Below are 25,175 nucleotides of genomic sequence, written 5' to 3'. Positions count from 1 at the left end.
CGAGTGCCGGTGGCAGCCGGTCCAGGACGTCGTCGTCGTGGGAGATCGGGCGTGCGCCGCGCTCCGGTCGTCGTCGACAGTGACGGCGGCCGGCCCGGCGTGCCCGATGTTAGCGCTAACAGCCCATTCTGGGAATGGCTCGTGCCGGTGCGCTGGCGACGTAGACGTGCTCGGCACCGGGACGGTCGGGAGCGTCCCGGACCTCGTCGACCGCGAACCCGTGCGCCACGAGGCTCGCCTCTGTCTCCTCGCGACCACGGAACCGCAGCGTCGAGTCGGACAGGATCACGTCGCCGTCCGGCAGCACGTTCGTCCAGCGGAAGCTCACCACCGGCCCGACGACCTCGCCGAGATCGCACCACGTCTCGACGACGCCTACGCCCGCCACGTCCTCGCGGGCGTAGGTGTGCTCCCGGGTCCACCGCTCCCACGCCCTGCGCTCGGGCACGCGCGACTCGAAGACCAGCCGGCCGCCCGGCCGGAGCGCCGCACGGATGCCGACGAGCGTTGCAGCCCACGCCTCGTCCGTGACGAACACCTGCGCGACGTTGGCCGTCATGACCACGAGGTCGACCTGCATCGGCGGGAGCGTGGTCGCGTCGCCGTGGATCCAGCGCACCCGGTCCGCGCCCGGCTTCGTGCGCGCGACGTCGAGCGAGGCCAGCGCCGGGTCGACACCGGTCACGTCCTTGCCCCGGGCGGCGAGGAGGCACGCGAGGGTGCCGGTGCCGCACCCGAGGTCGACGACGCTCCGCGCGCCGAATTCGTCGGCCATCGCGACGTACGGGTCGAGGTCGCTGCGGTCGGGGTCGAAGGGGTCGTAGAGGACGGCGAGGCGGGGGTCTTCGAAGATCGCGTCGGCCATGGGCGTGACGCTAGGCGTCCCGCGGCTCGAGGTCCCAGCGTTTTCCGCCGGCGACCGCAGGATCTGGCGGTGCCGGCTCTCAGGCCGTCAGCAGCCGGTAGAAGCGGAGCATGTCGTGCTCGATCGGCAGGATCTCGATGCCGGCGAACCCCGCTGCCCGGGCGTACCCGTCCAGGACGGCGGGCCGCATCACGGTCCCCGTCGCGACGCTGGGGCTCGCCGAGCGGCCGTCGGGCAGGCACACCGTGAGCGACCAGCCGTAGAGCAGCCGCTCGACAGGCCCCGCCGGCGCGGTGAAGACCTCCTCCGTGCGCTCGTCGGCCACCAGGACGTACCCGTCGTCGCGCACCATGGCCCGCGCGGCGGCGAGGACGGCGACCGGGTCCGCCATGTCGTGCACGCACTCGAAGAACATCACGACGTCGAACTCGTCGTGCCGGGCTGACGAGGCGTCCGCGAGCTCGAAGGCGACCTCGACCCCGATGCGCACCGCGTTGCGCTGGGCCGTCTCGATGGACGGCGCGTCGATGTCGATGCCGACGACCGTGGCTCTGGGGTACGCACGAGCGACCGCGATCGAGGACCAGCCCTCGCCGCATCCCAGGTCCGCGACCTTGGCTCCGCGCTGCAGCAACTCGTGGAGGACTGGGATCGACGGCAGGACGTCGTCGACCAGTGCGCCGAGGAAGAAGGGGCGGTTGAGTGCACCCTGGGACGTGCGGGCGTCGTCGCCCATCTGCTGCCAGGAGACTCCCCCTCCGGCGCGGTAGGCCTCGACGAGGTCGTCGACCACCCGTCCGCTCGCTGCCTGCAGGCGGCCGAGCGGCGCGAGGTACAGGGGCGAGTCAGCGTCGGTGAGCACCTCGCGGGCACCGTCGGTGAGCACGAACCGGTGCTCGCCGTCCACCGTCACGTACCCGGACACCGCCTGGTGCTCGAGCCACTCGCGGGCGTAGCGCTCGTCGGTGCCCGTGCTCGACGCCAGCTCGGCCGACGTCGTCGGCCCGCGGGCCGCGAGCGCCGCGTACCAGCCGAGCCGCTCGCCGACGTAGACCGCGAACAGCTCCTGGGCGCCGAGCGTCGCCGCCATGAGGCGGTCGGCCACCGCGTCGGCGCCGTGCCCGACCGGCTCGAACAGGTCCGAGGACATCACGCCATGCTGGCAGGCATCCGCGCGCCGCGACAGGCTCTCAGGGCCCCCCGCGCCAGTGGTCGATGCGGTGGTTGTCCGGCTCGAAGCCGTGCTTGACGCCCCACAGCACCGCTTGCGTCCGGCTCTCGACACCGATCTTGGCGTAGGCGGAGCGGATGTAGGACTTCACGGTGTTCGGGCTCAGGTAGGTGTGCCCGGCGACGTCCGCGTTGCTCAGGCCCTGCGTGATGAGCGCGAGGATCTCCGCCTCACGGTCGGTCAGACCCTCGCCCCGGCCTGGCCAGTCCAGCCCGCTGGCAGGTCTCGCGCGGCCGGGCACCTCGCTGATCACGACCTCGCCGGCGTGCACCGCCTCGAGCGCGGCGACGAGCTCGCGCGCCGGCAGCGCCTTCGACAGGTACCCCCGCACGCCCTGCTCCCGGGCCTGCGCGACGAGGTCGGGATGGAAGTTCCAGGTGAAGACGACCACGCGACGCGCGCGCGGGTTGCGGACCAGGACGCCGATCTCGGCCTTGTCGGACTCCGGCTGCGCGAACGCGTCGTACAGCACGATGTCGACCGCGTCCTCGACCGGCTTGTTCGTGTCGATCTCCGCCACGACGACGCGGTCGCGGTACTGGTCGAGGATCTTGGCCACGCCCAGCACGACGACGTCGTAGTCGTCGACCAAGGCGACGGTGATGGGTCGCTCGGGAGTGGGCACACCGCGACGGTAGACCTCCCTAGGGGTGTACCGCGACAGCCCTAGGGGTGGTGAGGTCGACGCATCACCCACTCCAAGAGAGAGGCACCACCATGCTGGGACTCATCGTCACCATCATCATCGTCGGGCTCATCGCCGGGCTGCTCGCGCGCCTCATCGTCCCCGGGAAGCAGGACCTGTCGATCCCGATGACGATCCTCATCGGGATCGTCGGGTCGTTCGTCGGCGGCTTCCTCGGCTACCTGCTGTTCCACAAGGACGCCGACGACGGCTTCCTGCAGCCCGCAGGGCTGATCGGGTCGCTCATCGGCGCGATCATCGTGCTGCTGATCTGGGTCCGCGTCGGCGGCCGCCGGTCGATCACGCACTGACCGTGCGTGCGCCGGTCCCGGTCGGCGACGACCGGGACCGGCTCACTCGCTACTGGATCGCCAGGATCATCGCCAGCAGCACAGCGAGGAGAACGCCGAGCACGACCAGGACCGCTCCGGCGATCGCGGACTGGCGCCGCATCACGGCGTCCGATCGCGTGCTGGGCTTCTTGCTGAGGCGCTTGCCGGTGACCGCCTGGAAGAGGTTCATCCCGCCGAGCGTGAGCGCCGCGAGTGCGACGACGCCCGCCAGCGCGATGACGACGGTCATCGGGTCGGCCCCAGTGGCTTGACCATGAACAGGCACGGTGTTCCCTCGCCCCAGAGATCTGTCTCCTCGAGCGGGAGGAAGCCACACGTCTCGTAGAAGTGTCGCGAGCGCGCGTAGCCCGCGTCCGGGTGCGAGGCGCCGAGCGTCTTGACCTCGAGCAGGCGAACCCCGCGTGCTACGGCGTCGTCCTCGATCGCCCGCATCATCGCGGACCCGACACCCGTGCCGTGAGCCGCGCGGTCGACGACGGTCAGGTAGATCTCGGCGACGTGCGGGAAGTGCCGATCCACCAAGGTGATGCCGACCACCCTGTCGTGGGCGTCGCGCACCGTCCACGTCTCCTTGACCCGGGCCGCCTCGACATACTCCGCGTTCGCCTCGGGCTGACCGAACCACTCAGGAACGCTGGCGAGCAGCCGAGCCACGTCGTCGGGGACGGGACGGTCGGGGGTCGCGCTCCATGACGTCGGGCTCTCGCTGCCTCCGGAGGTCTGCCCCGTCACGGCGTGACGACGATCGCGGCCGGGTCGTCCAGGCCGTCCCGCAGCTCGACCCGCGACCACCTGATCGGAGCGGCCGCGAAGACCGGCTCGAGCAGGGCCCACATCTCCTCGCGGTCGGAACCGGCGAAGTAGAGGTCGTACTGGTGATCTCCGACCTCGTTGCCGTCGATCCATCCGGCACCGGCAGCCTGCAGCGCGTCGTCCGCACGCACCTCGGTCGAGAGCAGGCTGTCCATCGCGCCCGTGTCGAACTCGTGCTCGGTGTCGCCGAAGGTCACGACCACCCAGTTGTCCGGCTCGGCGTCCGCCGCGTCGTCGGACGCGGGAGCGGCGCAAGCAGCGAGCCCGCTCAGTCCCGCGACGAGCACGACCACGCCGATCAGACCGGCGGGCGAGCCGAGGCGCCGAGGTGCGTCGGCCGTCATCACACGTTGAAGCGGAACTCGACCACGTCGCCGTCGGCCATCACGTAGTCCTTGCCCTCGATCCGGGCCTTGCCGGCCGCGCGCGCCGCGGCGACGGACCCGGCGGCGACGAGGTCGTCGAACGAGATCACCTCGGCCTTGATGAAGCCCTTCTGGAAGTCCGTGTGGATGACGCCGGCGGCCTGCGGAGCGGTCCAGCCCTGGTGGATCGTCCAGGCGCGGGCCTCCTTCGGGCCGGCCGTCAGGTAGGACTGCAGGCCGAGCGTGTGGAAGCCGACGCGGGCGAGCTGGTCCAGCCCGGCCTCGTCCTGGCCGTTGTCGGCGAGCATCTCGCGCGCCTCGTCGGGCTCGAGCTCGACGAGCTCGGACTCGAACTTGGCGTCGAGGAAGATCGCGTCGGCGGGTGCCACCAGGGCGCGCAGCTCGTCCTGCATCGCGGTGTCGGCCAGGCCCGCGTCGTCGGTGTTGAAGACGTAGATGAACGGCTTGCTCGTCATCAGCTGGAGCTGGTCGAGGTACTCGGGGTCGATCTTCTTGCCGCCCGCGAACAGCGTCTGACCGGTCTCGAGGACCGCGACCGCCTCCTGCGCGGCGGCGAGCAGCCCGGCGTCGGCCTTCTTGCCGCGGACCTCCTTCTCGAGGCGCGGCACCGCCTTCTCCAGGGTCTGCAGGTCGGCGAGGATCAGCTCGGTGGCGATGATCTCGATGTCGTCCTTGGGGTTGACCGCACCCGAGACGTGCACGACGTCCGGGTCGGCGAACGCGCGCGTGACCTGGCAGATCGCGTCGGCCTCACGGATGTTGGCGAGGAACTTGTTCCCCAGGCCCTCGCCCTCGCTCGCGCCCTTGACGATGCCGGCGATGTCGACGAAGGACACGGTGGCGGGCAGGATCCGCTCGGAGCCGAACAGGTCGGCGAGCACCTGCAGGCGCGGGTCGGGCAGCGGGACGACGCCGACGTTGGGCTCGATCGTCGCGAACGGGTAGTTCGCCGCGAGCACCTGCGCACGGGTCAGGGCGTTGAAGAGGGTGGACTTGCCGACGTTGGGCAGGCCGACGATGCCGATGGAGAGAGCCACGGGCGTTGAGTCTACGGGGGTCGGCCGATCAGGAGAACGCGAGGATGCGCTGCAGCAGCACCGGGCCGTTGCGCTCGAGCGCTCGCCCGCCGTAGCGGATGCCCCGGAGCAGCACCGTGACGCCGAGGCCCAGCCCGACGACGAGCGTCGCCAGCGCCAGGGCGAGCGACTCGCCCCGGACCGCGAGGATCGCCAGCACGATCTCCGGCGCGCTCACCACGAGCAGCGCGAGCCAGCCGACGAGCTGTGAGGTCAGCGCCGCCGTCGAGGCGCCCTGCCTCGTCTGGAACGGGCTCTCGCCGGGCTGCTGGACGGGGTAGACGACGTAGGCCGACACCACGCTCGCCACGCCCAGGCCGGTCAGGAGCACGCCGAGGCTGAGCCCGACGAGCGCGGGGATCGCACCCGGCTGGCCGGTGACCACGGCCGAGCCGACGGCGAACAGCAGGACGACGGGGAGGCCGATCGAGCCGGCCGCCAGCACACGCCCCCACCGGTCGGCGCGCCCGGACACGGGCGAGGCGACGTGCGTCCAGAAGGCCGAGCCGTCGTAGGCGACGTCGGCCGAGATGCCCCACCCGAGCAGGAACGCCGCGATCGGGCCGGCGAGCAGCAAGGCGCCGCCGTCGCGGTCGAGCACCCAGAGGATGAGCGGGACGACCGGCACGATGGCCGCCGCGAGCGCATAGCGCGGGTCGCGCGCCCAGTAGGTCAGGCACCGCGCGGTGACGGCGCCGACGGGCGTGGCGGGCAGCCGGTCGAACCAGCCCAACCCGCGGCGCTTGGCCGAGGCCTCGTTGTGCGGCGGGTTGACCAGGCCGTACGCGAGCGCCTTCGCCCACACCCACGCCGCGAGAGCGAGCACGGCGAGCGCGACGCCGGCGTGCCCGGCGGCCAGCCCCCAGTCGCGCCCGGCGACGTCGGCCGGGATCGCCCAGGGCGCACCGAACGGCGTCCAGGCCAGGACGTCGGCCAGCCCTTCGAAGTCCTCGACGCCCACGGAGACACCGGACGAGAACCGCCCGATCAGCGGTCCCACGAGCAGCAGCGGGACGATCGCCAGTCCGGCCATCGCCTCACGCACGCGCCGTCGGCCGACGAGCGGGAGCGCGGCGGTCGTCGTCGCCCGCGACCCGACGATCGCCAGGGCGAGCCCGATCACGGCCCCGACCAGCCCGGCAACGAGCGCGAGCGGGTCGCGCCACCACACCGTGCCGATCGACAGCGACGAGATCGCGGTGATCACGCCCGGGACGCCGACGACGCCCGCGAGCGCCAGGCCGACGAGCAGGGACCGGCGCGGCACGGCGAAGGTCACGAACCGCGCCGGGTCGAGCGTCGAGTCGACCCCGAACGAGATGAGCGGGACCACCCACCACGCGAGCACCATGACCGAGCCGACGAGCACCGCGACCGGCTGGCGCAGCTCGGCGTCGGCGAAGCTGAGCGCGATCATCCCGGAGACGACCAGGACCAGCGCGCCCAGCCCGTAGAGCACGCCGACGACGAGGCCGACGACCTGCCAGGCACTGCGCTTGAGGCCGTTGGCGAGCAGGGTCAGCTTCAGTCGGACGAGGTGCGCAACCACGCGAGCCCCTCCCCCGTGACCCGGCCACCGACGAGGTCGACGAAGCGCTCCTCGAGGCTGACGTCGCCGCGGACCTCGTCGACGGTGCCCGCCGCGAGCACGTGCCCACCGGCGATGACGGCGACGTGGTCGCACATGCGCTGGACCAGGTCCATGACGTGCGAGGAGACGATGACCGTGCCACCCGAGCCGACGTAGGAGGCGAGGATGTCGCGGATGTTCGCCGCCGAGACCGGGTCGACGGCCTCGAACGGCTCGTCGAGCACGAGCAGCCGCGGGGCGTGCACCAGGGCGCACGCGAGCGCGACCTTCTTGGTCATGCCCGCCGAGTAGTCGACGACGAGCGTCTTCGCGTCCGCCTCGAGCGCCATCGCCCGCAGCAGGTCCGCGGTGCGCGCCGCGACGGTCTCGCGGTCGAGCCCGTGCAGGAGACCCGCGTAGGTGATCAGCTGGGCGCCCGTGAGTCGGTCGAACAGGCGCACACCGTCCGGGAGCACGCCGAGCAGCTGCTTGACCTCGGCCGGGTTGGCCCACAGGTCCCGGCCCTGCACGAGGACCGTCCCGAAGTCGGGCTTGAGCAGGCCCGTGGCCATCGACAGCGTCGTCGTCTTGCCGGCGCCGTTGGGCCCGACGAGGCCGTAGAACGAGCCCGCCGGCACGACCAGGTCGATCCCCGACACCGCGATCTTCTGCCCGAACCGGCGCCACAGGCCGCGCACCTCGAGCGCGGGCGCCGGACCGGGCGTGGGCGGCGTGGGCGGCGCAGGCGGGGCGGGCGGGACGTCGGGGTGGTCGGGCATCGCGTCAGCATAGGTGTGGCGGCCGACACGAGCCGGCGGCTCCCGGGGCGTGTCAGGGGTGGGTGCGACGCTGCGGCCATGGACGGATTCGGGATGGGTCTCGCGCTCGGGCTGCTGCTCGGGGCGCTGGTCGCGGGTGTGCTGGCCTGGTCCGGCGCGAGCCGACGGGCGGAGTCGCGGGTGCGCCGTGCGCAGGTGGACGCCGCACGGGCCGAGGCCCTGCTGGGCGCCGCACGCGAGCGCCAGGTCGAGGCCGGTGCCGACGCGGACCGGATGTCCGACCAGTTCCGCTCGCTGGCCGCCGAGGCGCTGGCCACCAGCACGGACCAGTTCCTCGCGCTCGCCTCGCAGCGCTTCGCGGCGGACCACCAGACGCAGGTCGGCGAGCTCGCGCAGCGCGAGCAGGCGGTCCGGGCCATGGTCGAGCCGCTCGCACGCACGCTCGAGCAGGTGCGCACCGAGCTCACCACGGCCGAGCGGGCCCGGGTCGAGGGCCAGAGCGCGCTCGGCGAGCAGGTCCGCGCGATGCGGACCGCGTCCGACCAGCTGCGTGGAGAGACCGCCCAGCTCGTCACGGCCCTGCGCTCCTCGCAGGTGCGCGGCAAGTGGGGCGAGCTGCAGCTGCGCCGGGTCGTCGAGGCGGCCGGGATGCTCGCGCACGTCGACTTCACCGAGCAGAGCCAGGTCCGCACCGACGACGGGCTGCTGCGACCCGACATGGTGGTGCGGCTGGCCGGCGGCAAGCAGGTCGTGGTCGACGCGAAGGTCGCGTTCCTCGGGTTCCTGGAGGCGAGCACGACGAGCGACGAGGCGGTGCGCACCGAGCGGCTCGCCGCCCACGCACGGCACATGCGCAAGCACATCGACGACCTCGCGGCGAAGAAGTACTGGAACCAGTTCGAGCCGGCGCCCGAGTTCGTCGTGATGTTCGTGCCGGCGGAGTCGTTCCTGCACGCCGCGGTCGAGCAGGATCCCGCGATCATCGAGTACGCCTTCGAGCGCGACGTCGTGCTGGCGACACCGGTGACGCTGCTCGCCCTGCTGCGCACGATCGCCTACGCCTGGCGGCAGGACGCGCTCGCGGCCAACGCGCAGGCGGTGCTCACGCTCGGCAAGGAGCTGCACGGGCGCCTCGCGACGATGGGCGGGCACCTCGCACGCCTCGGTCGGGCGATCGACGGTGCTGCCGACGCCTACAACAAGACCGTCTCCTCGCTCGAGACGCGGGTGCTGGTCAGCGCCCGGCGGTTCGCCGAGCTCGGCATCGTGGACGGGGACCTGCCGAGCCCGACGCCCGCGGACCCGCGGCTCGCGACGCTCGGCGCCCCCGAGCTGGTGGCGTCGGAGCAGGAGCAGATCGTCGAGCTCGACGGGCGCGTGCTGCGCGAGGAGCGGGCGTGGGCGCGCGAGCAGGCGCTGGCCGACGAGGTCCGCCGGGCGGCCGAGCCCGGTTGAGGCGGGTCAGGCCGGGTCGATCGCCAGCGAGGGACGCCCCTCGGGCGCGGGGCGGGTGAGCCGCGGCACCGGGGTGCCGGCGGCCTTGAGGTCCGCGCGCAGCTCACGCGGAAGCGAGAACATCAGGTCCTCGGTCGCGGTGCGCACCTCCTCGACCGTGCCGAAGCCGAGCCGGTCCAGGGTCTCCAGGACGTCGCGCACCAGGATCTCCGGCACGGAGGCACCCGACGTCACACCGACCGTCGCGGCCCCGTCGAACCACGCGGGGTCCAGCTCCGCGGCGGTGTCGATCCGGTAGGAGGAGCGCGCTCCGGCCTCGAGGGCGACCTCGACGAGCCGCACGGAGTTCGACGAGTTCGCCGAGCCGACCGTGATGACCACGTCGCACGCCGGCGCGATCTTCTTCACGGCCACCTGGCGGTTCTGCGTGGCGTAGCAGATGTCGTCCGAGGGCGGGTCCTGCAGGTTGGGGAACCGCTCGCGCAGGCGGCGGACGGTCTCCATCGTCTCGTCGACCGACAGCGTGGTCTGCGAGATCCACACGAGGCGGTCGGGGTCGCGGACCACGACGTCGTCGACGGCGGCCGGGGAGTTGACCACCTGGATGCGCTCGGGCGCCTCGCCCTGCGTGCCCTCGACCTCCTCGTGGCCCTCGTGGCCGATGAGCAGGATGTCGTAGTCCTCGGCCGCGAACCGCACGGCCTCCTTGTGCACCTTGGTCACCAGCGGGCAGGTCGCGTCGATCGTCTGCAGCGAGCGCGCGGCCGCCGAGGCGTGCACCGCGGGCGAGACGCCGTGGGCGGAGAACACGACGCGGGCCCCCTCGGGCACCTCGTCGGTCTCGTTGACGAACACGGCACCGCGGGCGGCGAGCGTCTCGACGACGAACTTGTTGTGGACGATCTCCTTGCGGACGTACACCGGGGCGCCGTAGTGCTCGAGCGCCTTCTCGACGGCGACGACGGCACGGTCGACACCGGCGCAGTAGCCACGAGGAGCCGCGAGCAGCACCCGCTTGGTCGTCGTGCCGGGCGCGGCGTCGTGGACGGCGGTCGAGGCAGAGGTCACGCGGCGAGTCTAGTTCGCCGGTCGCGACTCAACCCCTGGGGCGGCGAGCGTCACACCGACTCTGGCCCAAGCCTCCTCCGGGCGCACACACGTGGTTGTCGGCGCCATGGTGCAGGCTTGGCCGCGTGAGCACAGAGCGCGTGGACCAGCCGGGCCCCGAGGCCGTCGTGCTGCCGCTCCCGCTGCGTGCGGGCGACACCACGCCGGAGCGGCCGTGGCCCGTGCGGCACCTGGCCCCGAAGATCTCGGACTACATCGCCAAGATGCCGCCCGTCTGGGTCGAGGGCCAGGTCCTGAACTTCAAGAAGTGGAACACCCTCTACTTCCTCACGCTGCGGGACACCGACCTCGACATGTCGCTGTCGGTGACCGCCCCCGCCGCAGCGATCGGCAAGATCGCGCAGCAGGTCAGCGACGGGTCGCACATCGTCGTGCACGCCCGCCCGCGCTTCCACGCCAAGAAGGGCGACCTGACGTTCGCGGCCGACGACGTGCGCCTCGTCGGGCTGGGCGAGCTGCTGGCCCGCATCGAGCACCTCAAGGGCGTCCTGGGCGCAGAGGGGCTGTTCGACGAGCGCCGCAAGAAGCCGCTGCCGTTCCTCCCCGGCGTGATCGGGCTGGTCGTGGCCCAGCAGGGCGACGCCGAGCACGACGTCGTCTCCAACGCGCGCGGTCGGTGGGCCGCCGCGCAGTTCGAGATCCGCCGCGTCACCGTGCAGGGGCCGCGCGCGGTCCCCGAGGTCAGCGCCGCGATCGCCGAGCTCGACGCCGACCCCCGGGTCGAGGTCATCGTCGTCGCACGCGGCGGTGGGTCGTTCGAGGACCTCCTGCCGTTCAGCAACGAGTCGCTCGTGCGCGCCGCGGCCGCGTGCCGCACCCCGCTGGTCAGCGCGATCGGCCACCACCTCGACTCGCCGCTGCTCGACCTGGTGGCCGACCTGCGCGCATCGACCCCGACCGACGCCGCCAAGCGGATCGTGCCCGACGTGACCGAGGAGCGCGCCCGCCTGGTCCAGGCGCGCCAGCGCTCCCGCTCCGCGATCCTCGGCAGGCTCGACCGCGAGCAGCACACCCTCGAGCACTGGCGCAGCCGTCCGGTGCTCGCGACGCCGACGACCCTCGTCGACCAGCTCGAGCACCGGCTGCACGCACACCGAGACATCGCCCGCCGCGCCCTCGACTCCGCGCTGCGGCACGCGCACGCCGAGATCGTGGGGCTGGCGGCCCAGGTGCGCGCCCTGTCACCGGCCGCGACGCTCGACCGCGGGTACGCGGTGGTGCAGCGCGCCGACGGGCACGTCGTGCGCGACCCCGCGGACGTGGCCGCGGGCGACCGCCTTCGCGTGCGGGTCGCCGCCGGCGAGCTCGCGGCCGACGTCGTCGGCTGACGCGCGCCCGCTTGGCGGGTGGTGCAGGACGACCGTGTCGGTGCCGCCTGGTTGGATGGGCGGATGCCGAAGCAGCCCAGCACCCCAGCCGCCGACCCGAACGCGGACGTCGCCGAGCTCACGTACGAGCAGGCGCGCGACGAGCTGGTCCAGGTTGTGGCTCGCCTCGAGGCCGGGTCCGAGTCGCTCGAGGGGTCGCTCGCCCTGTGGGAGCGCGGCGAGGCGCTGGCCGCCCGCTGTCAGCAGTGGCTGGACGGCGCGCGCGAGCGGCTCGCGGCTGTGCGCGAGCCCGCCGGGCCCGAGGCCTGACCGCAACGCAGAGCTGACGCGAAGCTGACCACCAGCGCAGAGCCGACCAGCACGCGCGCGCGACCGACGGCGTCGGCTGCCCGCCGCAGCACGGGCAACCGACGCCGTCAGCTCGCCTTCGCCTTCTCCCGGGCCTGCGCCCGCTCGAGAGAAGCCTTGCGGTCCGCCTCGTTCTGCTGGTCGATCTCCTTGACGGCGTCCGCGTCGTAGGTGAGGTTCTCCCCGCTCTCCGGGTCGAACACCATCATCTTGGCCGGGTTGACCCAGAGCTCGGCGTCGTCGCCGTCGCGCACGCGGCTCTCCGAGTCCAGCGCGACGACGAGCTGCGTGCGCATGCCCTCGCCGTCCAGGTCACGGTCGAGCTCCTCGAGCTTGCCGGCCACCTCCGGGTTGGTGTCGAACGGCACGTAGGCGTACAGGTCGGAGCCGAGCCACTCGGTGACGTCGACGGTCGCCTCGAAGGTGACCCCGTCGGCGCTGCGGCGGTCGTCGGTCAGCGAGGCGTCCTCGAAGTGCTCGGGCCGCAGTCCCACGATGACGAGCTTGCGGTCCCCGAGCCTGCTCTTGAGGTCGTCGGTCAGCGGCACGTCGACCATCGGCAGCCGCAGCACGTCGTCGACGACCTCGCCCGGCAGGAAGTTCATCGGCGGGGAGCCGATGAACCCGGCGACGAACAGGTTGACCGGGTGCTCGTAGAGCCCGCGCGGCGAGGCGACCTGCTGGAGCTCGCCCTTGCGCAGGACGGCGACGCGGTCGCCGAGCGTCATGGCCTCGGTCTGGTCGTGCGTGACGTAGACCGTGGTCGTGCCGAGCCGGCGCTGCATGCGTGCGATCTCGGTCCGCATCTGGCCGCGGAGCTTGGCGTCGAGGTTCGACAGCGGCTCGTCGAACAGGAACGCCTGCGCCTCGCGCACGATCGCCCGGCCCATCGCGACGCGCTGCCGCTGCCCGCCGGAGAGGTTGGCGGGCTTGCGCTGCAGGTGGTCCTGCAGCTCGAGGGTCTTGGCCGCGAACTCGACCTTCTCGCGGATCTGCTCCTCGGTGAACGTGCCCTTCTGCAGTCGCAGGGGGAAGGCGATGTTCTCGAACACGGTCAGGTGCGGGTACAGCGCGTAGTTCTGGAACACCATCGCGAGGTGGCGGTCGCGCGGGGCCTTGTCGTTGACGCGGTCGCCGCCGATCGACAGGTCGCCCGCGGTGATGTCCTCGAGGCCGACGATCATGCGTAGCAGTGTCGACTTCCCGCAGCCGGACGGCCCGACGAGGATGACGAACTCCCCGTCGGCGATGTCCAGGCTCACGCCCTTCACGGCGAGGTACCCGTCGCCGTACTCCTTGACGATGTCCTTGAGGGTGATGGCAGCCATCGGTGGTCTCCTTGGGGAAAGAGGGGGTCAGCCCTTGACGGCGCCCTGGGTCAGGCCGGACACGATCTGGCGCTGGAAGAGCAGGACGAGGATCACGACGGGGACCGTGACGACGACCGCCGCCGCGGAGATCGCACCGGTGGGCTCCTCGAACTGCGAGGCGCCGGTGAAGAACGCGAGAGCTGCGGGCACCGGACGCGCCGCCGACGTCGACGTCAGCGAGATGCCGTACACGAAGTCGTTCCACGCGATGAAGAACGCGATCAGGGCGGTCGTGAAGACCCCGGGTGCCGCGAGCGGCACGATCACCTTGCGGAACGCCTGCCACGCCGTCGCGCCGTCGACCTGCGCAGCCTGCTCGAGCTCCCACGGGATCTGCCGGAAGAACGCCGCCAGGGTCCAGATCGAGATCGGCAGCGTCAGCGACAGGTACGGGATGATCAGGCCGAGCCACGTGTCGTAGAGGCCGATGTTGCGCCACAGGTTGAACAGCGGGGTGACGAGCGAGACCACCGGGAAGATGGAGACACCCAGGGCCGTCGTCAGGATCAGCCGCTTGCCGGGGAAGTCGAGACGGGCGATGGCGTAGGCCGCGAGCGTCGCCAGGATGACGGCGACGAACGTCGCGATCAGCGAGATGCCGATCGAGTTGCGCAGCGACGGCAGGAACAGGTCCTTCGCGGAGCCCGTGAGGATCTGCTCGTAGTTGCTCCACGTCCACGTCTTCGGCAGGAAGGTGCCGAGGTTCAGCTGGCTCGGCAGCTTGAACGACGTGGCGATGATCGAGAACACGGGGAACAGGGCGTACACGAGCACGAGGACCGTGATGACAGCCCAGGCGACCTTGAGCCTGGTGGACATCGCGCGCATCAGCTCTCCCCCCTCGCGCCGGCCAGATTGACCTTGAACAGCTTGATCGCGATGAAGCAGATGAGCAGGACGCACAGGAACAAGATCACCGAGATCGCCGAGCCGAGGCCGATCTCGAGACGCCCGATCGAGGTCCGGTAGGCGAGCAACGACAGCACCGTCGTCCCGTTCGCGCCGTTGGTCATGATGAACACGTTGTCGAAGATGCGGAACGCGTCCAGTGCGCGGAACAGGACCGCCACCATGATCGCGGCCTTCATGTTCGGCAGGACGACCTTGCGCATCCGCTGCCACCACGTGGCGCCGTCGACCTCCGCCGCCTCCTCCAGCTCGGTCGGGACCTGGGCGAGCCCGGCGAGCAGCAGGAGCGAGATGAACGGGGTGGTCTTCCAGATCTCCGACGCGATGATCACGAAGAGGCTCGTGCCCTGGTGGGCGAACCAGTTGAGATCGGTGTCGATGAAGGGCAGCCACGCGAACCAGTGGTTGATGAAGCCCGAGTTGATGTCGAAGGCGTAGAACCACGCGAACGCCGAGACGACCGTGATGATGCCGTACGGCACCAGGATGACCGTCCGGAGCAGGCCGCGGAGCTGGGTGATCGCCCGGTGCATGACGAGCGCGAGCGCGAAGCCGAGGAGGAGCTCGACGACGACCGAGACGACCATGATCAGCAGCGTCACCAGGAGCGCCTCGACGAACACCGAGTCGGTGAGGACCTCGAGGTAGTTGCGCAGCCCGATGAACTCCTTGGCGTCCGGGGCCGTCAGCCGGTACGAGAACAGCGAGTCGTAGGTGGCCTGCAGGATGGGGTAGAGCGTGACGAGCAGCATCACGACGAACGCCGGCCCGGCGAGCAGCCACCCGAGTCGCGCCTCCGACTTCGCGCGGTCGCTGCGGGCGACCTTCCGCCGCGGTCGTGCCGCGTCGTCCACTGTCTGCGTCGTGGCGACCTCCGCGGTCATAGCAGCTGCTCCCCTCGCAGGACGGACGTGATGAAGTCGGTCGACTTCTTCGGGGTCGTCGCCGGGTTGACGGAGGCCGGCGGGTGCCACGTCTCCTGCAGCCCGAGCGAGACCTCGTTGTAGTACGGGGTCTGCGGCCGCGGGGCGGCGTTCTCGAGGGACTCACGGATGACGTCCGCCATCGGGAAGGCCTTCTTGACGTCGGCGTCCTCGTACGACTTCGTGTTGGACGGCGGGTTGCCGTTGGTGGCGAAGTAGTAGGCCTGGTTCTCCGGGGTCACGATGCACTGGGCGGCCTTCAGGGAGTCGTCCACGTGCTTGCTGAAGGCCCCGATGCCGAGGTTGATCCCGCCGTACGGCGGCCGTGACTTCGTGCCCTCGGTGACCTGCGGGTACAGGCCCCACCCGATGTCGTCGATCAGCGACTTGTCGAGCGTGCCGTCCTCGACGGCCGCGTTGGTCGCCGACCAGACGAACGGCCAGTTGACCATGAACGAGCCCTTGTCCCCCTGGAACAGGGTCAGCGAGGCGCCCTCGTCGGCGGTCGGCAGGCCGGGACCTCCCAGGCCCTCCTTGCCGATGGTGCCCATGATCTCCGCGGCGGCCTTGCCCGCGTCGGTCTCCAGGCCCAGCTTCAGGTCGTCGGCCGGCGCCTCCGGGTTCGTCAGGATGTGCCCACCCGCCGACTCCACCAGGGCGTTGATCCAGACGGTGAGCGACTCGGCCTTCGTCCCCTGGACGGCCAGGAACTTGTCCTGGTCCTTGGCCGCGTCCATGATCTGCTTCCAGGTCACGGGCGTCTTCGACGGGTCCAGGCCGGCCTTCTCCGCGACCGACTTGCGGTACCAGAGCAGCTGCGTGTTGGCCCAGAACGGGACCGTGACGAGCTTGCCCTTCCAGGTCGCCCCGTCCAGCGCGCCCTGCACCACGTCCTGGCTGACCTTGTCGGCCACGTCCTGCGGGATCGGCGCCAGGAAGCCGGGCTCGGCGAGCTCGGGGATGAACGGCGGGTCGAGGCTCATGATGTCGATCGATGAGTCCTTGGCGGCCAGCCGGCGGGCCAGCTGCTCGCGCTGGGCGCTCGCGTCCCGCGGGAGGATCGAAGTCACGATCCGGTAGGCGCCGTCCGCCGCCTCGGTGCATCGCTTGGCGATCTCCGCCTGCCCGCCGTCGTCGGGGTTGATGTACCAGGTCAGTGTCGGTGGACCGTCGTCGCTGCTGCACGCAGCGAGCGGCGCGACCAGCCCCGCCACCACGGCCAGGGCCAGGGCCCGGGTGCGTCGTCGCACGTGTCCCTCCAGAGGTTCGAGGCGTCATCGCTTCGGGTACAGGCCTACACCGGTGGGTGATGCGCTGCCACCCGAACGACCGGTGGACAGGGACTTGCGCGGACCCCGCCACCTGCGACGATGGCCACGTGCCGCACGACCTGACGCCTGCCGAAGCCTGGACCGCCCTGCGCGAGGGGAACGACCGCTTCGTGCGCGGCGAGATGGAGCATCCCTCGCAGAGCATCGAGCGCCGCTCGCAGCTCTCGGCGGAGCAGCACCCGTTCGCCGTGCTGTTCGGCTGCTCGGACTCGCGCGTGGCCGCCGAGATCATCTTCGACCAGGGCCTCGGCGACCTGTTCGTCGTCCGGACCGCCGGCCACGTGCTCGACACCACGGTCATCGGCTCGATCGAGTACGGCGTCTCCGTGCTCGGCGCGCCGCTCGTCGTCGTGCTGGGTCATGACTCGTGCGGCGCCGTCGCTGCGGCGACCGCGGCGCTCACCGACGGCCAGGTCCCTGCCGGGTTCGTGCGTGCGGTCGTCGACCGCGTCATCCCGAGCATCGTCGGCCTCGTCAGCTCGGGGCAGGACGTCTCGACGATCGAGGCCGCGGCGCTCGGGCACGAGCACGTCAAGCACACGGTCAAGATGCTGCAGGGCTACTCGGTCTCGCTCGCGGAGGCCGTGGCCGAGGGGCGGTGCGCGATCATCGGGCTCGAGTACACCCTCGCCGACGGCAAGGTCCAGGTCGCCGAGGTCGCCGGAGCCGTCTAGGCCCTCACGGGAACCAGGGCTCGGCGGGCCGAGGACGCGCGCCGGGCTCGTCGTCGTGCCGGGTCTCGCGCTCGCGCCAGTAGACGGACCCGTCGGCCCGACGGCCCATCAGCCCGGCCTCCACGATGTCCCGCCGCACGCGCACGGGGTCGTCGGCCAGGTCCGAGATCCGCGCCGTCAGGTCGCCCTCGAGCGCCCACTCCCCTGGCGCGAGCACCTGCGCGGCGACGTGCTCCAGCACGGCGTCGCGGTCCGCCCGCCGCCGCGGCGAGCGGACCAGGCGTCCGTGCACGAGGAACCGCTCCGCCACGCATCTCTCGTCGTCCACGCCGCCATCCTGACCTGGCCACCGCGACGTGCGCACGACGACGCCGCCCCGACCGGGATCGGGCCCGGTCGGGACGGCGTCAGCAGCGGGTCGGTCAGCGGACCTGCAGCGTGGTCGTCGCGGAGGAACGCGGCGCCACCGTCGACGAGTGCGTCGGGGTGAAGGTCGCCTTCACCTTGACGGACTTCGTGTACCGCTTGCTCAGCGTGATCGTGACCGAGCTCTTCGACGACGAGAGCCTCGCGGTGCCGACCTTCACCATGCCGTCCTTCGTGGTGCCGGTCGTCACGGTGACCACTCCCGCGGCGCGCGAGCCGTTGTCGAGCCTGCCGACCCGGACCGTCACTACGGGCTTGGTGCCCTTCGTGAACGTCTTGCCCGAGATGCTGACCGACGTGACCTTGGCCCGTGCGATGACGACCTTCGCCGTGGCGCTGGTCGCGGTCGTGGACGACGAGGAGCCGAGGTACACCGCCTTCAGCCTGTGCGTGCCGACGCCGAGCGTGCTCACGACCTTCGTCGCGACCCCGCCCGAGACCGCGACCGCGCCGCCGAGCTTGGCGGAGCCGTCGTAGAACTGGACCCTGCCGGTCGCCGCCCCGGACGGGGCGACCTTGGCCGTGAGCCTGACCTTGTGGCCGTAGCCCGTCGCGGCCGACGACGCCTTGAGCGACACGGTTGCCGTCGCCTTGACCACCTTCGCCGTGGCGGTCGCGGTGACTGCCGACACCGCGCCGCGCGCCGCGACCGGGTAGGTGCCGACGGCGAGCGTGCCGAGGCTCGCCCTGACGGCACCGGCCGCGGTCGCGGTGACCGTCGCCTTCGCCCGCCCGACGGTGACGACCACGGACTCACCCGCGGCGAAGCCGGTGCCCGCGACCACGACCGGCGAGCCGTACGCGACCGTGGCGGCCGCGACGTGCGGCGTGTAGACGACCGGCTTCGGCGTGACCGTGAGCGCCGCGCTGGCGGTGACGGCCGAGACCGCGCCGTTCGCCGTGACGGAGTACCTGCCCGCCTCGGCGGGCGCCGTCAGCGTGGCCTCGACGGCTCCGGACGACGATGCCTGCACGGTGCTCGACGACGAGCCGAGGCTCACCGTGACGTCCTCGCCCGGCGCGAACCCCGCGCCCGTCACGATGACGGCGTCCCCGACGTGCACGCTGGCCGCGCCGAGCGTGATCGACGGCGCGTAGGCCACGACGAGGGCGTCGAGCGCGTCGCCCAGCAGGGTCTGCGCCTGGGCGAGACGCGCCGGGTCGGCCGACGTCGCGCCGAGGACGACCTTGGCCTTGACCACGGCGTCGTCGAGCGTCGCGAGCGACTCCGACGTGTACCGGGCCCGGGTCACGTCGGCCGCACGGTCGACGAGGGTCGTCAGCGCACTGGTGTCGACGACGGGCGCCGTGGCCACCAGGCGGAAGTCGTCGATGGCCCCCCACGCGCCGGCGGAGACGTTCGCCGCCGCCCCGACGGTCACCGTGCCGTCGGCCGGGACGGTGACCTGCAGCGTCGGGGTCGACCAGGCCTGCCAGACCGTGAGTGCGAACGGCGCCGTCGTCGTGCCGGCGGACGTCGTGGCCTGCAGCGTGACGGTGTCGCTCGCGCCGAGGGTGCCACCCTGGCCCGTGGCCGAGAGCGTGTAGGTGCCGGCGGGGACGCCGGTGACCACCTGCGAGACGCCGAACGTGTAGGCCGTGGCCTGGTAGAACGCCAGCGAGCGGGCGCCCGCGTACGAGTCGCCGGTCGCCTTGATCGACGCCCCGGTCCCCGTGACGGTCCACGGCGCGGTCGAGGCGTCCTCGAAGCTCGGGTTCTTGGTCACGTAGTTCTTGGCGTTGACGACGACCGTCGCCGTCGCGGCCACGCCCGAGGTCGTCGTGCCCGGGATCGTGTAGGTACCCGGACCCGTGATCCAGTCGACCGCGTCGTTCCACGTCGTGGGCTGATCGACGACGGAGCCGTCGTTGTAGGTGACGGCGACAGTGGCCGGCAGCGTGATCGCGTCGCCGGCGGAGATTGTCACGGTGACGGGCGCGACCGACGAGACGGCGAGCGGTGCCTGCGCGCCGGTGCGGACGTAGGAGAAGACCTTGAGCGAGGCCAGCGGGTTGCCCTGGAAGTCGAACATGGCCTGGTTGTCCCAGGACGAGCCGCCGTACTCGATGCCGGTCGCGCCGGCGTCGTACCCGCCGGCGTAGCTCGTCGCCCATCCCGAGCCGTAGGTCTGCCACTTGGTGATGTTGGAGGCGAGCGCGCTCGGCGGCCCGACCGGCGTCCACGCCGGCTCCCAGTAGAAGACCCCGATGCCCGCGTCGCCGAGGTTCGCGACCGCCTGGATGACATCGTGCACCTCGGTCGCCTGCCCCTGCACGGTCGCCGGGTACTGCGGCGCCGACGCGGCGGTGGCGATCGAGTTGGTGAAGCCGTCGCCGTCCTCCATCGTGTACGCCCACGACGTCTCGGCAACCATGACCTTCTTCCCGTAGGTGCTCGCGATGCTCGACAGCTGGGACGTGAGGTTGGCCAGCGTGCCGTGCCAGTACGGGTAGTACGAGCTCGCGAACACGTCGTAGTCGACGCCCGCCATCGCGGCGGCGACTGTCGCGTAGCCCTTCTCCGGGTTGGTGAAGTGCAGCGCGACGAGGGCGTCCGGCAGCACGGCGCGCACGGCCGCGCTGCCCGCGCTGAAGATCGTGGCCATGTCGGTGTAGCCCGTCACGCCGGCGACGCCGCCGTTCGTCTCGTTGCCGACCTGCACCATGCCGACGTCGACGCCGGCGGCCTTGAACCGCTGCAGGGCGTCGGTCGTGAACGACGTGACCGTCGCGGCCTTCTGCGGCACCGTGAACCCGGCCCACGCCTTGGGGGCGGTCTGCTTGCCGGGGTCGGCCCAGAAGTCGGAGTAGTGGAAGTCGAGCAGGACCTTCATGTGGTGGGCGGTCGCGCGCTCGCCGATCTGCAGCGCACGCGCCACGTCGACGTCGCCGGCGCCGTAGCCGTGGCCGTCCGCGTCGTAGGGGTCGTTCCAGATGCGGATGCGGACGTAGTTGACGCCGGACTCGGCGAGCACGTCGAAGATGTCCGCCGTGCTGCCGTCGTAGTCGCGGTACGTCACCCCGCTCTCCTCCTCCGAGAGGATCGTCGAGATGTCGACGCCCATCGCGAAGTCGTCGGACAGGCCGGCCACCTTCGGGACGGTGATCGTCGCGTCGACGGGACCGGCGTCGTCCGCCCACGCGGTGGGGGCTGCGGTGCACAGCAGCGCGCCGATGGCTGCCACGGCAGCCACTCGTCGGCGCGTGCCTGGGGACATCAGGGACATGACCATTCCTTCACGTTCGATCGTCGTCGTTCGAAACGGGCGCGAGAGGTGACTCGTCACTGAGCTCACTCGCCCTGGTATGTGCCGGGGACTGTATCCGGTCACAGGCTGACGAGTCCATGTTTCCTGCGCATTCATCCCGGTCCTGTGCCATTTCCGTGCCATGGACTGTGCGCGGTCTCAGTCCTGAGGAGTCGCCGGCCCGTGATCCTGCAGGTCATCGCTCCCGTGCTGGCACAGGCCGGGACCGTGCCGCGCACAGGTCGCTGCGTCGTCGTGGGGGGCGGACGCACACCGCCGGCCCTGTGCATCCGGCCACTCGGTGCCACCCCGCCGCGGACCGTGCGGCAGGATGGAGCCATGACTTCTGCAGCCACCGACGACGGGGTCGAGTACCGGATCGAGCACGACACCATGGGCGAGGTCCGCGTCCCCGCCACCGCCCTGTACCGCGCCCAGACCCAGCGCGCGGTCGAGAACTTCCCGATCTCCGGGACCCGCCTCGAGCGCGGCCACATCGAGGCCCTCGCGCGGATCAAGAAGGCCGCCGCCCGGGCGAACGCCGAGCTCGGCGTCCTCGACGCCGCGATCGCCGACGCGATCGTCGCGGCCGCCGACGAGGTCGCCTCGGGCGCGCACGACGAGCACTTCCCGGTCGACGTCTACCAGACCGGCTCGGGCACGTCGTCGAACATGAACACCAACGAAGTCATCGCCACCCTCGCCTCACGCTCGCTCGGCAGCCCGGTGCACCCGAACGACCACGTCAACGCCTCGCAGTCGTCCAACGACGTGTTCCCCACGTCCGTCCACGTCGCGGCGACGGCCGGTGTGGTCCGCGACCTGGTCCCGGCGCTGACCCACCTCGCCGACGCGCTGTCGACCAAGGCAGACGCCTGGTCGACCGTCGTGAAGTCGGGCCGCACGCACCTCATGGACGCGACGCCCGTGACCCTGGGCCAGGAGTTCGGTGGCTACGCGGCCGCGATCCGCTACGGCATCGAGCGGCTGCAGGCCGCGCTCCCCCGCGCGGCCGAGGTCCCGCTCGGCGGCACGGCCGTCGGCACCGGCATCAACACGCCGGCCGGCTTCCCGCAGCGCGTCATCGCCCTGCTCCGCGAGGACACCGACCTGCCGCTGACCGAGGCGCGCGACCACTTCGAGGCGCAGTCCTCGCGCGACGGGCTCGTCGAGCTCTCGGGCGCGCTGCGCACGATCGCCGTGAGCCTGACCAAGATCTGCAACGACCTGCGCTGGATGGGCTCCGGACCGAACACCGGCCTCGGCGAGATCTCGATCCCCGACCTGCAGCCGGGGTCGTCGATCATGCCCGGCAAGGTCAACCCCGTGATTCCCGAGGCTGTCCTCATGGTCGCCGCGCGGGTGGTCGGCAACGACGCCACGGTCGCGTGGGCCGGCGCGTCGGGCTCCTTCGAGCTCAACGTGCAGATCCCCGTGATCGCCGCCGGCGTGCTCGAGTCCGTGCGCCTGCTGGCCAACGCCTCCCGCCTGCTCGCGGACCGCACGATCGACGGCCTCGTCGCGAACGAGGAGCGGGCTCGCTCGTTCGCCGAGTCCTCCCCGTCGATCGTCACGCCGCTGAACCGCGTGATCGGCTACGAGGCGGCCGCGAAGATCGCCAAGCACGCCGTGAAGGCGGGCATCACGGTGCGCCAGGCCGTGATCGACCTCGGCTACGTCGAGCGCGGCGAGGTCACGCTCGAGCAGCTGGACAGCGCGCTCGACGTGCTGAGCATGACGCGGCCGCCGCAGGCCTGACGCCCGCGGGCTCCCACGACGACAGGCCCGGAACCCCGCGTGGGGTTCCGGGCCTGTGCGCGTCCCGAGGTCAGTGCGCGACCGCGGGCTCCTTGGCCAGGGGCACGGAGCCGTGGTGCTGCGGGCGCAGCGCCTTCATCGACAGGCTCGCGACGAGCCCGACCGCGAGCATCGCGACCGTGAGCAGCAGCGTCTGGCCGACGGCCGTCGAGAAGCCGGTGTGCACCGCGTCGAGCAGGAGCGGGTTCTTGATCGCGCCCCCGCCCGTGGCGAACGACGACACGTCCGCGTCGGCGAACCCGTCGAGCAGCTTCTGCCGCTCGGTGGCGGGCAGGCCGGCCGCGGCGTCCTTGATGGCGCCGGGGATGGCGACCGAGAGCCGAGACGTCAGCAGGGCGACGACCGCCGCCGAGCCGATGACGCCGCCGATCTGGCGGTTGGTGTTGAACGCGCCTGCCCCGGCGCCGGCCGTGCGGTGGTCGAGCCCCGCCGTGGCCGTGCTGGCCAGCGGCGAGAACAGGAAGCCGGTGCCGATGCCGAAGAACGTCATGGGCAGCACGAGCTCCCAGACGGCCGCGTCGGGCTCGATCACGAGCGACAGCCAGGCCACGACGACCACCAGGATCGCGAAGCCCGTCGACACGATCCACTTGGCCGGCACGCGGTCCGACAGGCGACCGGCGAACGGCGCCACGATGCCGGACAGCAGCGAGCCGGGCAGCCCGACGAGCGCGGCGTGCAGCGGCGTCAGGCCGAGCACCGTCTGCAGGAAGATCGTGAAGGGGAAGAACAACCCGGTCATCGCGAAGGTGACCGAGAACCCGGCGACGTTGGCGAGCGAGAAGTTGCGCACGTGGAACAGCCGCAGCGGCATGAGCGCGTTCTCGCCGAGGTGGCGCTGCCACAGCACGAACGCGACGAGCACGAGCACGCCCGCGCCGACGATCTCCCAGATGCCGATCGGCCCGACGACGGTGCCCCAGTCGTAGGTCTCACCCTCCTGCAGGCCGAAGACCAGCAGGAACATGCCGACGACCGACAGGAACACGCCGACCAGGTCGAACGAGCGCGCCGCCGTCGGCAGCGTGGGCAGCTTGGTGACCGCGAGGTAGAGCGCGACGATCCCGATCGGGATGTTGACGAAGAAGATCCACTCCCAGCCCCACGACTCGACGAGCGCGCCGCCGAGCACCGGGCCGGCGATCGTGGCGACACCGGCGGTGGCGCCCCAGACGCCCATCGCCGCGCCGCGCTTGGCGGCCGGGAACACGCGCGTGATCATCGACATGGTCTGCGGCGTCATCAGCGCGGCGCCGATGCCCTGCAGGGCGCGGGCGGCGATCAGGACGCCGATGTTCGGCGCGAGGCCGCACGCGAGCGAGGTCAGCGTGAAGACGACGAGGCCGGCCACGAACATCGGGCGCGGGCCGAACCGGTCGCCGAGGCGGCCGGTGACCAGCAGCAGGACGGCGAACGACAGCAGGTAGGCGCTGTTGACCCAGCCCACGGCCGTGAGGCTCGCGTCGAGCTCGGTGACCAGGGTGGGGACGGCGATGTTCACGATCGTGGTGTCGAGCATGATCATGAAGAACCCGAGGCAGAGCGCCGGGATGATGCTCCACGGGCTGCGCCCGTGCAGGTCGACGAGCGGTGGACGCTGGTCGGTGGTCATGGGGTGTCCTTCGGTTCGGTGGTGCTGGAGGTGTCGTGCTGGTCGGCGGCCGCCTGTGACCGAGCGGCGGCCTTCCGGGCCTTGTAGTCGGTGGGGAACGGGCTGTCCCAGTCGAGCTCGCCGCCCTCGAGCTCGGCGATCGTCGCGTCGAGCCAGGCGACCTCGGCCGCCATCACGGCGAGGTCGCGCTCGACGTCGAGCGCGTAGCGGCGCGGCAGCCCGTGGGACGTCGCGGTCGCGTGCCTGGCCTCGAGCTCGGCGCGGCGTTGATCCTCGCGGTCCCGGCGCCGGCGCAGCTCGTTCGCGACGACGGACGCGGGCAGCTCGTTCGCCTCGGCCAGGCCCACGGAGAACAGCGGGTAGGGCGGGTGGTCGTCGCCCAGCAGGCTGCGCAGGCGGACGGCGAACGCCGCGCGGCCCTCGTCGGTCAGCCGGTAGGTGGTGCGCTCGGGCCTTCGACCCTCGCGGTCGGTGCCGACCGCTTCCACCAGGCCGCCACGCTCGAGCCGCTCGATGCCGTGGTAGACGGCACCGGCGTTGACGCGCACGAGCCGCGTGTCGCCGCGCTCCACGAGCGACTGGTGCAGCTGGTAGGGGTGCATCGGCTGCTCGTGCAGGAGCGCGAGCAGCAGCACCGCCACCGCTGAGAGCTCGCCCGTCGCCATCCCTGGATCCTCCGCCCGACCACCGACACACCCGTCGGCCATATATTCCGAATGGAATAGTGCGCCGGGAGCATTAGTAAGTCAAGGCGGTCGGGGGTGACTCCGGACACCTCCGGCAGATGGTGACCGATCCGTGATGTGGAATCGCTCCCACCGAGGTCGTCCCTGTGCCTAGCATCGGT

At 71.6% G+C, this 25,175-nt stretch carries 24 protein-coding genes; 6 read left to right on the top strand and 18 right to left on the bottom strand.

The genetic code is table 11. The annotated features are described in order from the left end of the window. Positions 1-115: 115 nt before the first annotated feature. The 3 genes from EDF34_RS16100 to EDF34_RS16090 form a co-directional block, all read right to left on the bottom strand. Entirely contained in the window at positions 116-865 is a 750-nt protein-coding gene (locus tag EDF34_RS16100) for a class I SAM-dependent methyltransferase (RefSeq protein WP_123372533.1), read from the bottom strand. A gap of 79 nt (positions 866-944) precedes the next feature. Next, on the bottom strand, positions 945-2,015 hold the full coding sequence (locus EDF34_RS16095; RefSeq protein WP_123372532.1) for a bifunctional 2-polyprenyl-6-hydroxyphenol methylase/3-demethylubiquinol 3-O-methyltransferase UbiG: 1,071 nt from the start codon (positions 2,013-2,015) through the stop codon (positions 945-947). A gap of 40 nt (positions 2,016-2,055) precedes the next feature. Then, the gene (locus EDF34_RS16090) at positions 2,056-2,721 is read right to left on the bottom strand and encodes a response regulator transcription factor (protein WP_123372531.1); all 666 of its coding nucleotides are present in this window, start codon (positions 2,719-2,721) and stop codon (positions 2,056-2,058) included. A gap of 92 nt (positions 2,722-2,813) precedes the next feature. On the opposite strand from EDF34_RS16090, the gene EDF34_RS16085 reads away from it, so the two are divergent. After that, positions 2,814-3,092, top strand: a complete 279-nt coding sequence (locus EDF34_RS16085; protein ID WP_123372530.1) for a GlsB/YeaQ/YmgE family stress response membrane protein — start codon at positions 2,814-2,816, stop codon at positions 3,090-3,092. A 49-nt stretch (positions 3,093-3,141) separates the two neighbouring features. On the opposite strand, the gene EDF34_RS16080 is transcribed toward EDF34_RS16085, so the two are convergent. The 6 genes from EDF34_RS16080 to EDF34_RS16060 are packed head-to-tail and all read right to left on the bottom strand — an operon-like array spanning position 3,142 to position 7,758. Next, positions 3,142-3,363 carry a hypothetical protein gene (locus EDF34_RS16080; RefSeq protein WP_123372529.1) on the bottom strand — a complete coding sequence of 74 codons (222 nt, stop codon included), beginning with the start codon at positions 3,361-3,363 and terminating at the stop codon, positions 3,142-3,144. Next, on the bottom strand, positions 3,360-3,866 hold the full coding sequence (locus EDF34_RS16075) for a GNAT family N-acetyltransferase (RefSeq protein ID WP_233575433.1): 507 nt from the start codon (positions 3,864-3,866) through the stop codon (positions 3,360-3,362). Before EDF34_RS16075 ends, EDF34_RS16080 begins: the two co-directional genes overlap by 4 nt. After that, entirely contained in the window at positions 3,863-4,291 is a 429-nt protein-coding gene (locus EDF34_RS17930; RefSeq protein ID WP_233575432.1) for a hypothetical protein, read from the bottom strand. Before EDF34_RS17930 ends, EDF34_RS16075 begins: the two co-directional genes overlap by 4 nt. After that, positions 4,291-5,370 carry a redox-regulated ATPase YchF gene (ychF, locus tag EDF34_RS16070; protein ID WP_123372527.1) on the bottom strand — a complete coding sequence of 360 codons (1,080 nt, stop codon included), beginning with the start codon at positions 5,368-5,370 and terminating at the stop codon, positions 4,291-4,293. Before ychF ends, EDF34_RS17930 begins: the two co-directional genes overlap by 1 nt. Positions 5,371-5,398: 28 nt before the next feature. Beyond that, positions 5,399-6,958, bottom strand: coding sequence for a hypothetical protein (locus EDF34_RS16065; RefSeq protein ID WP_123372526.1), 1,560 nt, complete (start codon positions 6,956-6,958; stop codon positions 5,399-5,401). Further along, positions 6,934-7,758: an ABC transporter ATP-binding protein gene (locus EDF34_RS16060; protein ID WP_123372525.1), complete on the bottom strand. Its 825-nt coding sequence runs from the start codon at positions 7,756-7,758 to the stop codon at positions 6,934-6,936. Before EDF34_RS16060 ends, EDF34_RS16065 begins: the two co-directional genes overlap by 25 nt. Before the next feature lie 78 nt (positions 7,759-7,836). Between EDF34_RS16060 and rmuC the strand changes: the two genes are divergently transcribed. Further along, the gene (gene rmuC, locus EDF34_RS16055) at positions 7,837-9,213 is read left to right on the top strand and encodes a DNA recombination protein RmuC (protein WP_123372524.1); all 1,377 of its coding nucleotides are present in this window, start codon (positions 7,837-7,839) and stop codon (positions 9,211-9,213) included. Between the two features lie 6 nt (positions 9,214-9,219). On the opposite strand, the gene EDF34_RS16050 is transcribed toward rmuC, so the two are convergent. Then, on the bottom strand, positions 9,220-10,281 hold the full coding sequence (locus EDF34_RS16050) for a 4-hydroxy-3-methylbut-2-enyl diphosphate reductase (RefSeq protein WP_123372523.1): 1,062 nt from the start codon (positions 10,279-10,281) through the stop codon (positions 9,220-9,222). 125 nt (positions 10,282-10,406) lie between these two features. Between EDF34_RS16050 and xseA the strand changes: the two genes are divergently transcribed. Both xseA and EDF34_RS16040 read left to right on the top strand, forming a co-directional pair. Then, positions 10,407-11,669, top strand: a complete 1,263-nt coding sequence (gene xseA, locus EDF34_RS16045) for an exodeoxyribonuclease VII large subunit (RefSeq protein WP_233575431.1) — start codon at positions 10,407-10,409, stop codon at positions 11,667-11,669. Positions 11,670-11,732: 63 nt separating this feature from the next. Continuing rightward, complete coding sequence (locus EDF34_RS16040; RefSeq protein WP_123372659.1) at positions 11,733-11,978, top strand: exodeoxyribonuclease VII small subunit; 246 nt, start codon at positions 11,733-11,735, stop codon at positions 11,976-11,978. 107 nt (positions 11,979-12,085) lie between these two features. Here the strand turns inward: EDF34_RS16040 and EDF34_RS16035 are convergent, their stop codons facing one another. Genes EDF34_RS16035 through EDF34_RS16020 form a run of 4 tightly spaced genes read right to left on the bottom strand, consistent with a single transcriptional unit; the run spans position 12,086 to position 16,469 of the window. Next, positions 12,086-13,345: an ABC transporter ATP-binding protein gene (locus EDF34_RS16035; RefSeq protein WP_123372521.1), complete on the bottom strand. Its 1,260-nt coding sequence runs from the start codon at positions 13,343-13,345 to the stop codon at positions 12,086-12,088. Positions 13,346-13,372: 27 nt separating this feature from the next. After that, complete coding sequence (locus EDF34_RS16030) at positions 13,373-14,206, bottom strand: carbohydrate ABC transporter permease (protein WP_370450091.1); 834 nt, start codon at positions 14,204-14,206, stop codon at positions 13,373-13,375. Positions 14,207-14,214: 8 nt separating this feature from the next. Next, a complete protein-coding gene (locus EDF34_RS16025) occupies positions 14,215-15,180 on the bottom strand; it encodes a carbohydrate ABC transporter permease (protein ID WP_123372519.1) in 966 nt (321 codons plus the stop codon). Continuing rightward, positions 15,177-16,469 carry an extracellular solute-binding protein gene (locus EDF34_RS16020; RefSeq protein WP_123372518.1) on the bottom strand — a complete coding sequence of 431 codons (1,293 nt, stop codon included), beginning with the start codon at positions 16,467-16,469 and terminating at the stop codon, positions 15,177-15,179. The genes EDF34_RS16025 and EDF34_RS16020 overlap by 4 nt, the downstream gene beginning before the upstream one ends. Before the next feature lie 128 nt (positions 16,470-16,597). Here EDF34_RS16020 and EDF34_RS16015 point away from each other — a divergent pair, with 128 nt between their 5' ends. Then, positions 16,598-17,224 (top strand): carbonic anhydrase, encoded by a 627-nt coding sequence (locus EDF34_RS16015; protein WP_233575430.1) that lies wholly within the window; start codon positions 16,598-16,600, stop codon positions 17,222-17,224. A gap of 4 nt (positions 17,225-17,228) precedes the next feature. Here EDF34_RS16015 and EDF34_RS16010 read toward each other — a convergent pair whose 3' ends face one another. Together EDF34_RS16010 and EDF34_RS17575 are read right to left on the bottom strand one after the other, a co-directional pair. Beyond that, a complete protein-coding gene (locus EDF34_RS16010; protein ID WP_233575429.1) occupies positions 17,229-17,552 on the bottom strand; it encodes a DUF2087 domain-containing protein in 324 nt (107 codons plus the stop codon). A gap of 94 nt (positions 17,553-17,646) precedes the next feature. Beyond that, positions 17,647-20,877: a glycosyl hydrolase 53 family protein gene (locus EDF34_RS17575; RefSeq protein ID WP_233575428.1), complete on the bottom strand. Its 3,231-nt coding sequence runs from the start codon at positions 20,875-20,877 to the stop codon at positions 17,647-17,649. 360 nt (positions 20,878-21,237) lie between these two features. Here EDF34_RS17575 and EDF34_RS16000 point away from each other — a divergent pair, with 360 nt between their 5' ends. Next, entirely contained in the window at positions 21,238-22,656 is a 1,419-nt protein-coding gene (locus EDF34_RS16000; RefSeq protein ID WP_123372515.1) for an aspartate ammonia-lyase, read from the top strand. 70 nt (positions 22,657-22,726) lie between these two features. On the opposite strand, the gene EDF34_RS15995 is transcribed toward EDF34_RS16000, so the two are convergent. Further along, complete coding sequence (locus EDF34_RS15995) at positions 22,727-24,328, bottom strand: DHA2 family efflux MFS transporter permease subunit (RefSeq protein WP_123372514.1); 1,602 nt, start codon at positions 24,326-24,328, stop codon at positions 22,727-22,729. Continuing rightward, positions 24,325-24,993 carry a PadR family transcriptional regulator gene (locus EDF34_RS15990; RefSeq protein WP_123372513.1) on the bottom strand — a complete coding sequence of 223 codons (669 nt, stop codon included), beginning with the start codon at positions 24,991-24,993 and terminating at the stop codon, positions 24,325-24,327. Before EDF34_RS15990 ends, EDF34_RS15995 begins: the two co-directional genes overlap by 4 nt. Between the last annotated feature and the right edge of the window lie 182 nt (positions 24,994-25,175).

The organism is Cellulomonas sp. PhB150, from assembly GCF_003755175.1.
Lineage (GTDB): Bacteria > Actinomycetota > Actinomycetes > Actinomycetales > Cellulomonadaceae > Cellulomonas.
This window is presented reverse-complemented; position numbering and strand designations above follow the sequence as displayed.

Coding starts and splice junctions, on each gene's coding strand:
- EDF34_RS16000 (WP_123372515.1), top strand. CDS start 21,238: ATGACTTCTGCAGCCACCGACGACGGGGTCGAGTACCGGATCGAGCAC.
- EDF34_RS15990 (WP_123372513.1), bottom strand. CDS start 24,993: ATGGCGACGGGCGAGCTCTCAGCGGTGGCGGTGCTGCTGCTCGCGCTC.
- EDF34_RS16100 (WP_123372533.1), bottom strand. CDS start 865: ATGGCCGACGCGATCTTCGAAGACCCCCGCCTCGCCGTCCTCTACGAC.
- EDF34_RS17575 (WP_233575428.1), bottom strand. CDS start 20,877: ATGTCCCTGATGTCCCCAGGCACGCGCCGACGAGTGGCTGCCGTGGCA.
- EDF34_RS16085 (WP_123372530.1), top strand. CDS start 2,814: ATGCTGGGACTCATCGTCACCATCATCATCGTCGGGCTCATCGCCGGG.
- EDF34_RS16095 (WP_123372532.1), bottom strand. CDS start 2,015: ATGTCCTCGGACCTGTTCGAGCCGGTCGGGCACGGCGCCGACGCGGTG.
- EDF34_RS16030 (WP_370450091.1), bottom strand. CDS start 14,206: ATGTCCACCAGGCTCAAGGTCGCCTGGGCTGTCATCACGGTCCTCGTG.
- EDF34_RS17930 (WP_233575432.1), bottom strand. CDS start 4,291: ATGACGGCCGACGCACCTCGGCGCCTCGGCTCGCCCGCCGGTCTGATC.
- EDF34_RS16025 (WP_123372519.1), bottom strand. CDS start 15,180: ATGACCGCGGAGGTCGCCACGACGCAGACAGTGGACGACGCGGCACGA.
- EDF34_RS16035 (WP_123372521.1), bottom strand. CDS start 13,345: ATGGCTGCCATCACCCTCAAGGACATCGTCAAGGAGTACGGCGACGGG.
- EDF34_RS16080 (WP_123372529.1), bottom strand. CDS start 3,363: ATGACCGTCGTCATCGCGCTGGCGGGCGTCGTCGCACTCGCGGCGCTC.
- EDF34_RS16040 (WP_123372659.1), top strand. CDS start 11,733: ATGCCGAAGCAGCCCAGCACCCCAGCCGCCGACCCGAACGCGGACGTC.
- rmuC (WP_123372524.1), top strand. CDS start 7,837: ATGGACGGATTCGGGATGGGTCTCGCGCTCGGGCTGCTGCTCGGGGCG.
- EDF34_RS16060 (WP_123372525.1), bottom strand. CDS start 7,758: ATGCCCGACCACCCCGACGTCCCGCCCGCCCCGCCTGCGCCGCCCACG.
- EDF34_RS15995 (WP_123372514.1), bottom strand. CDS start 24,328: ATGACCACCGACCAGCGTCCACCGCTCGTCGACCTGCACGGGCGCAGC.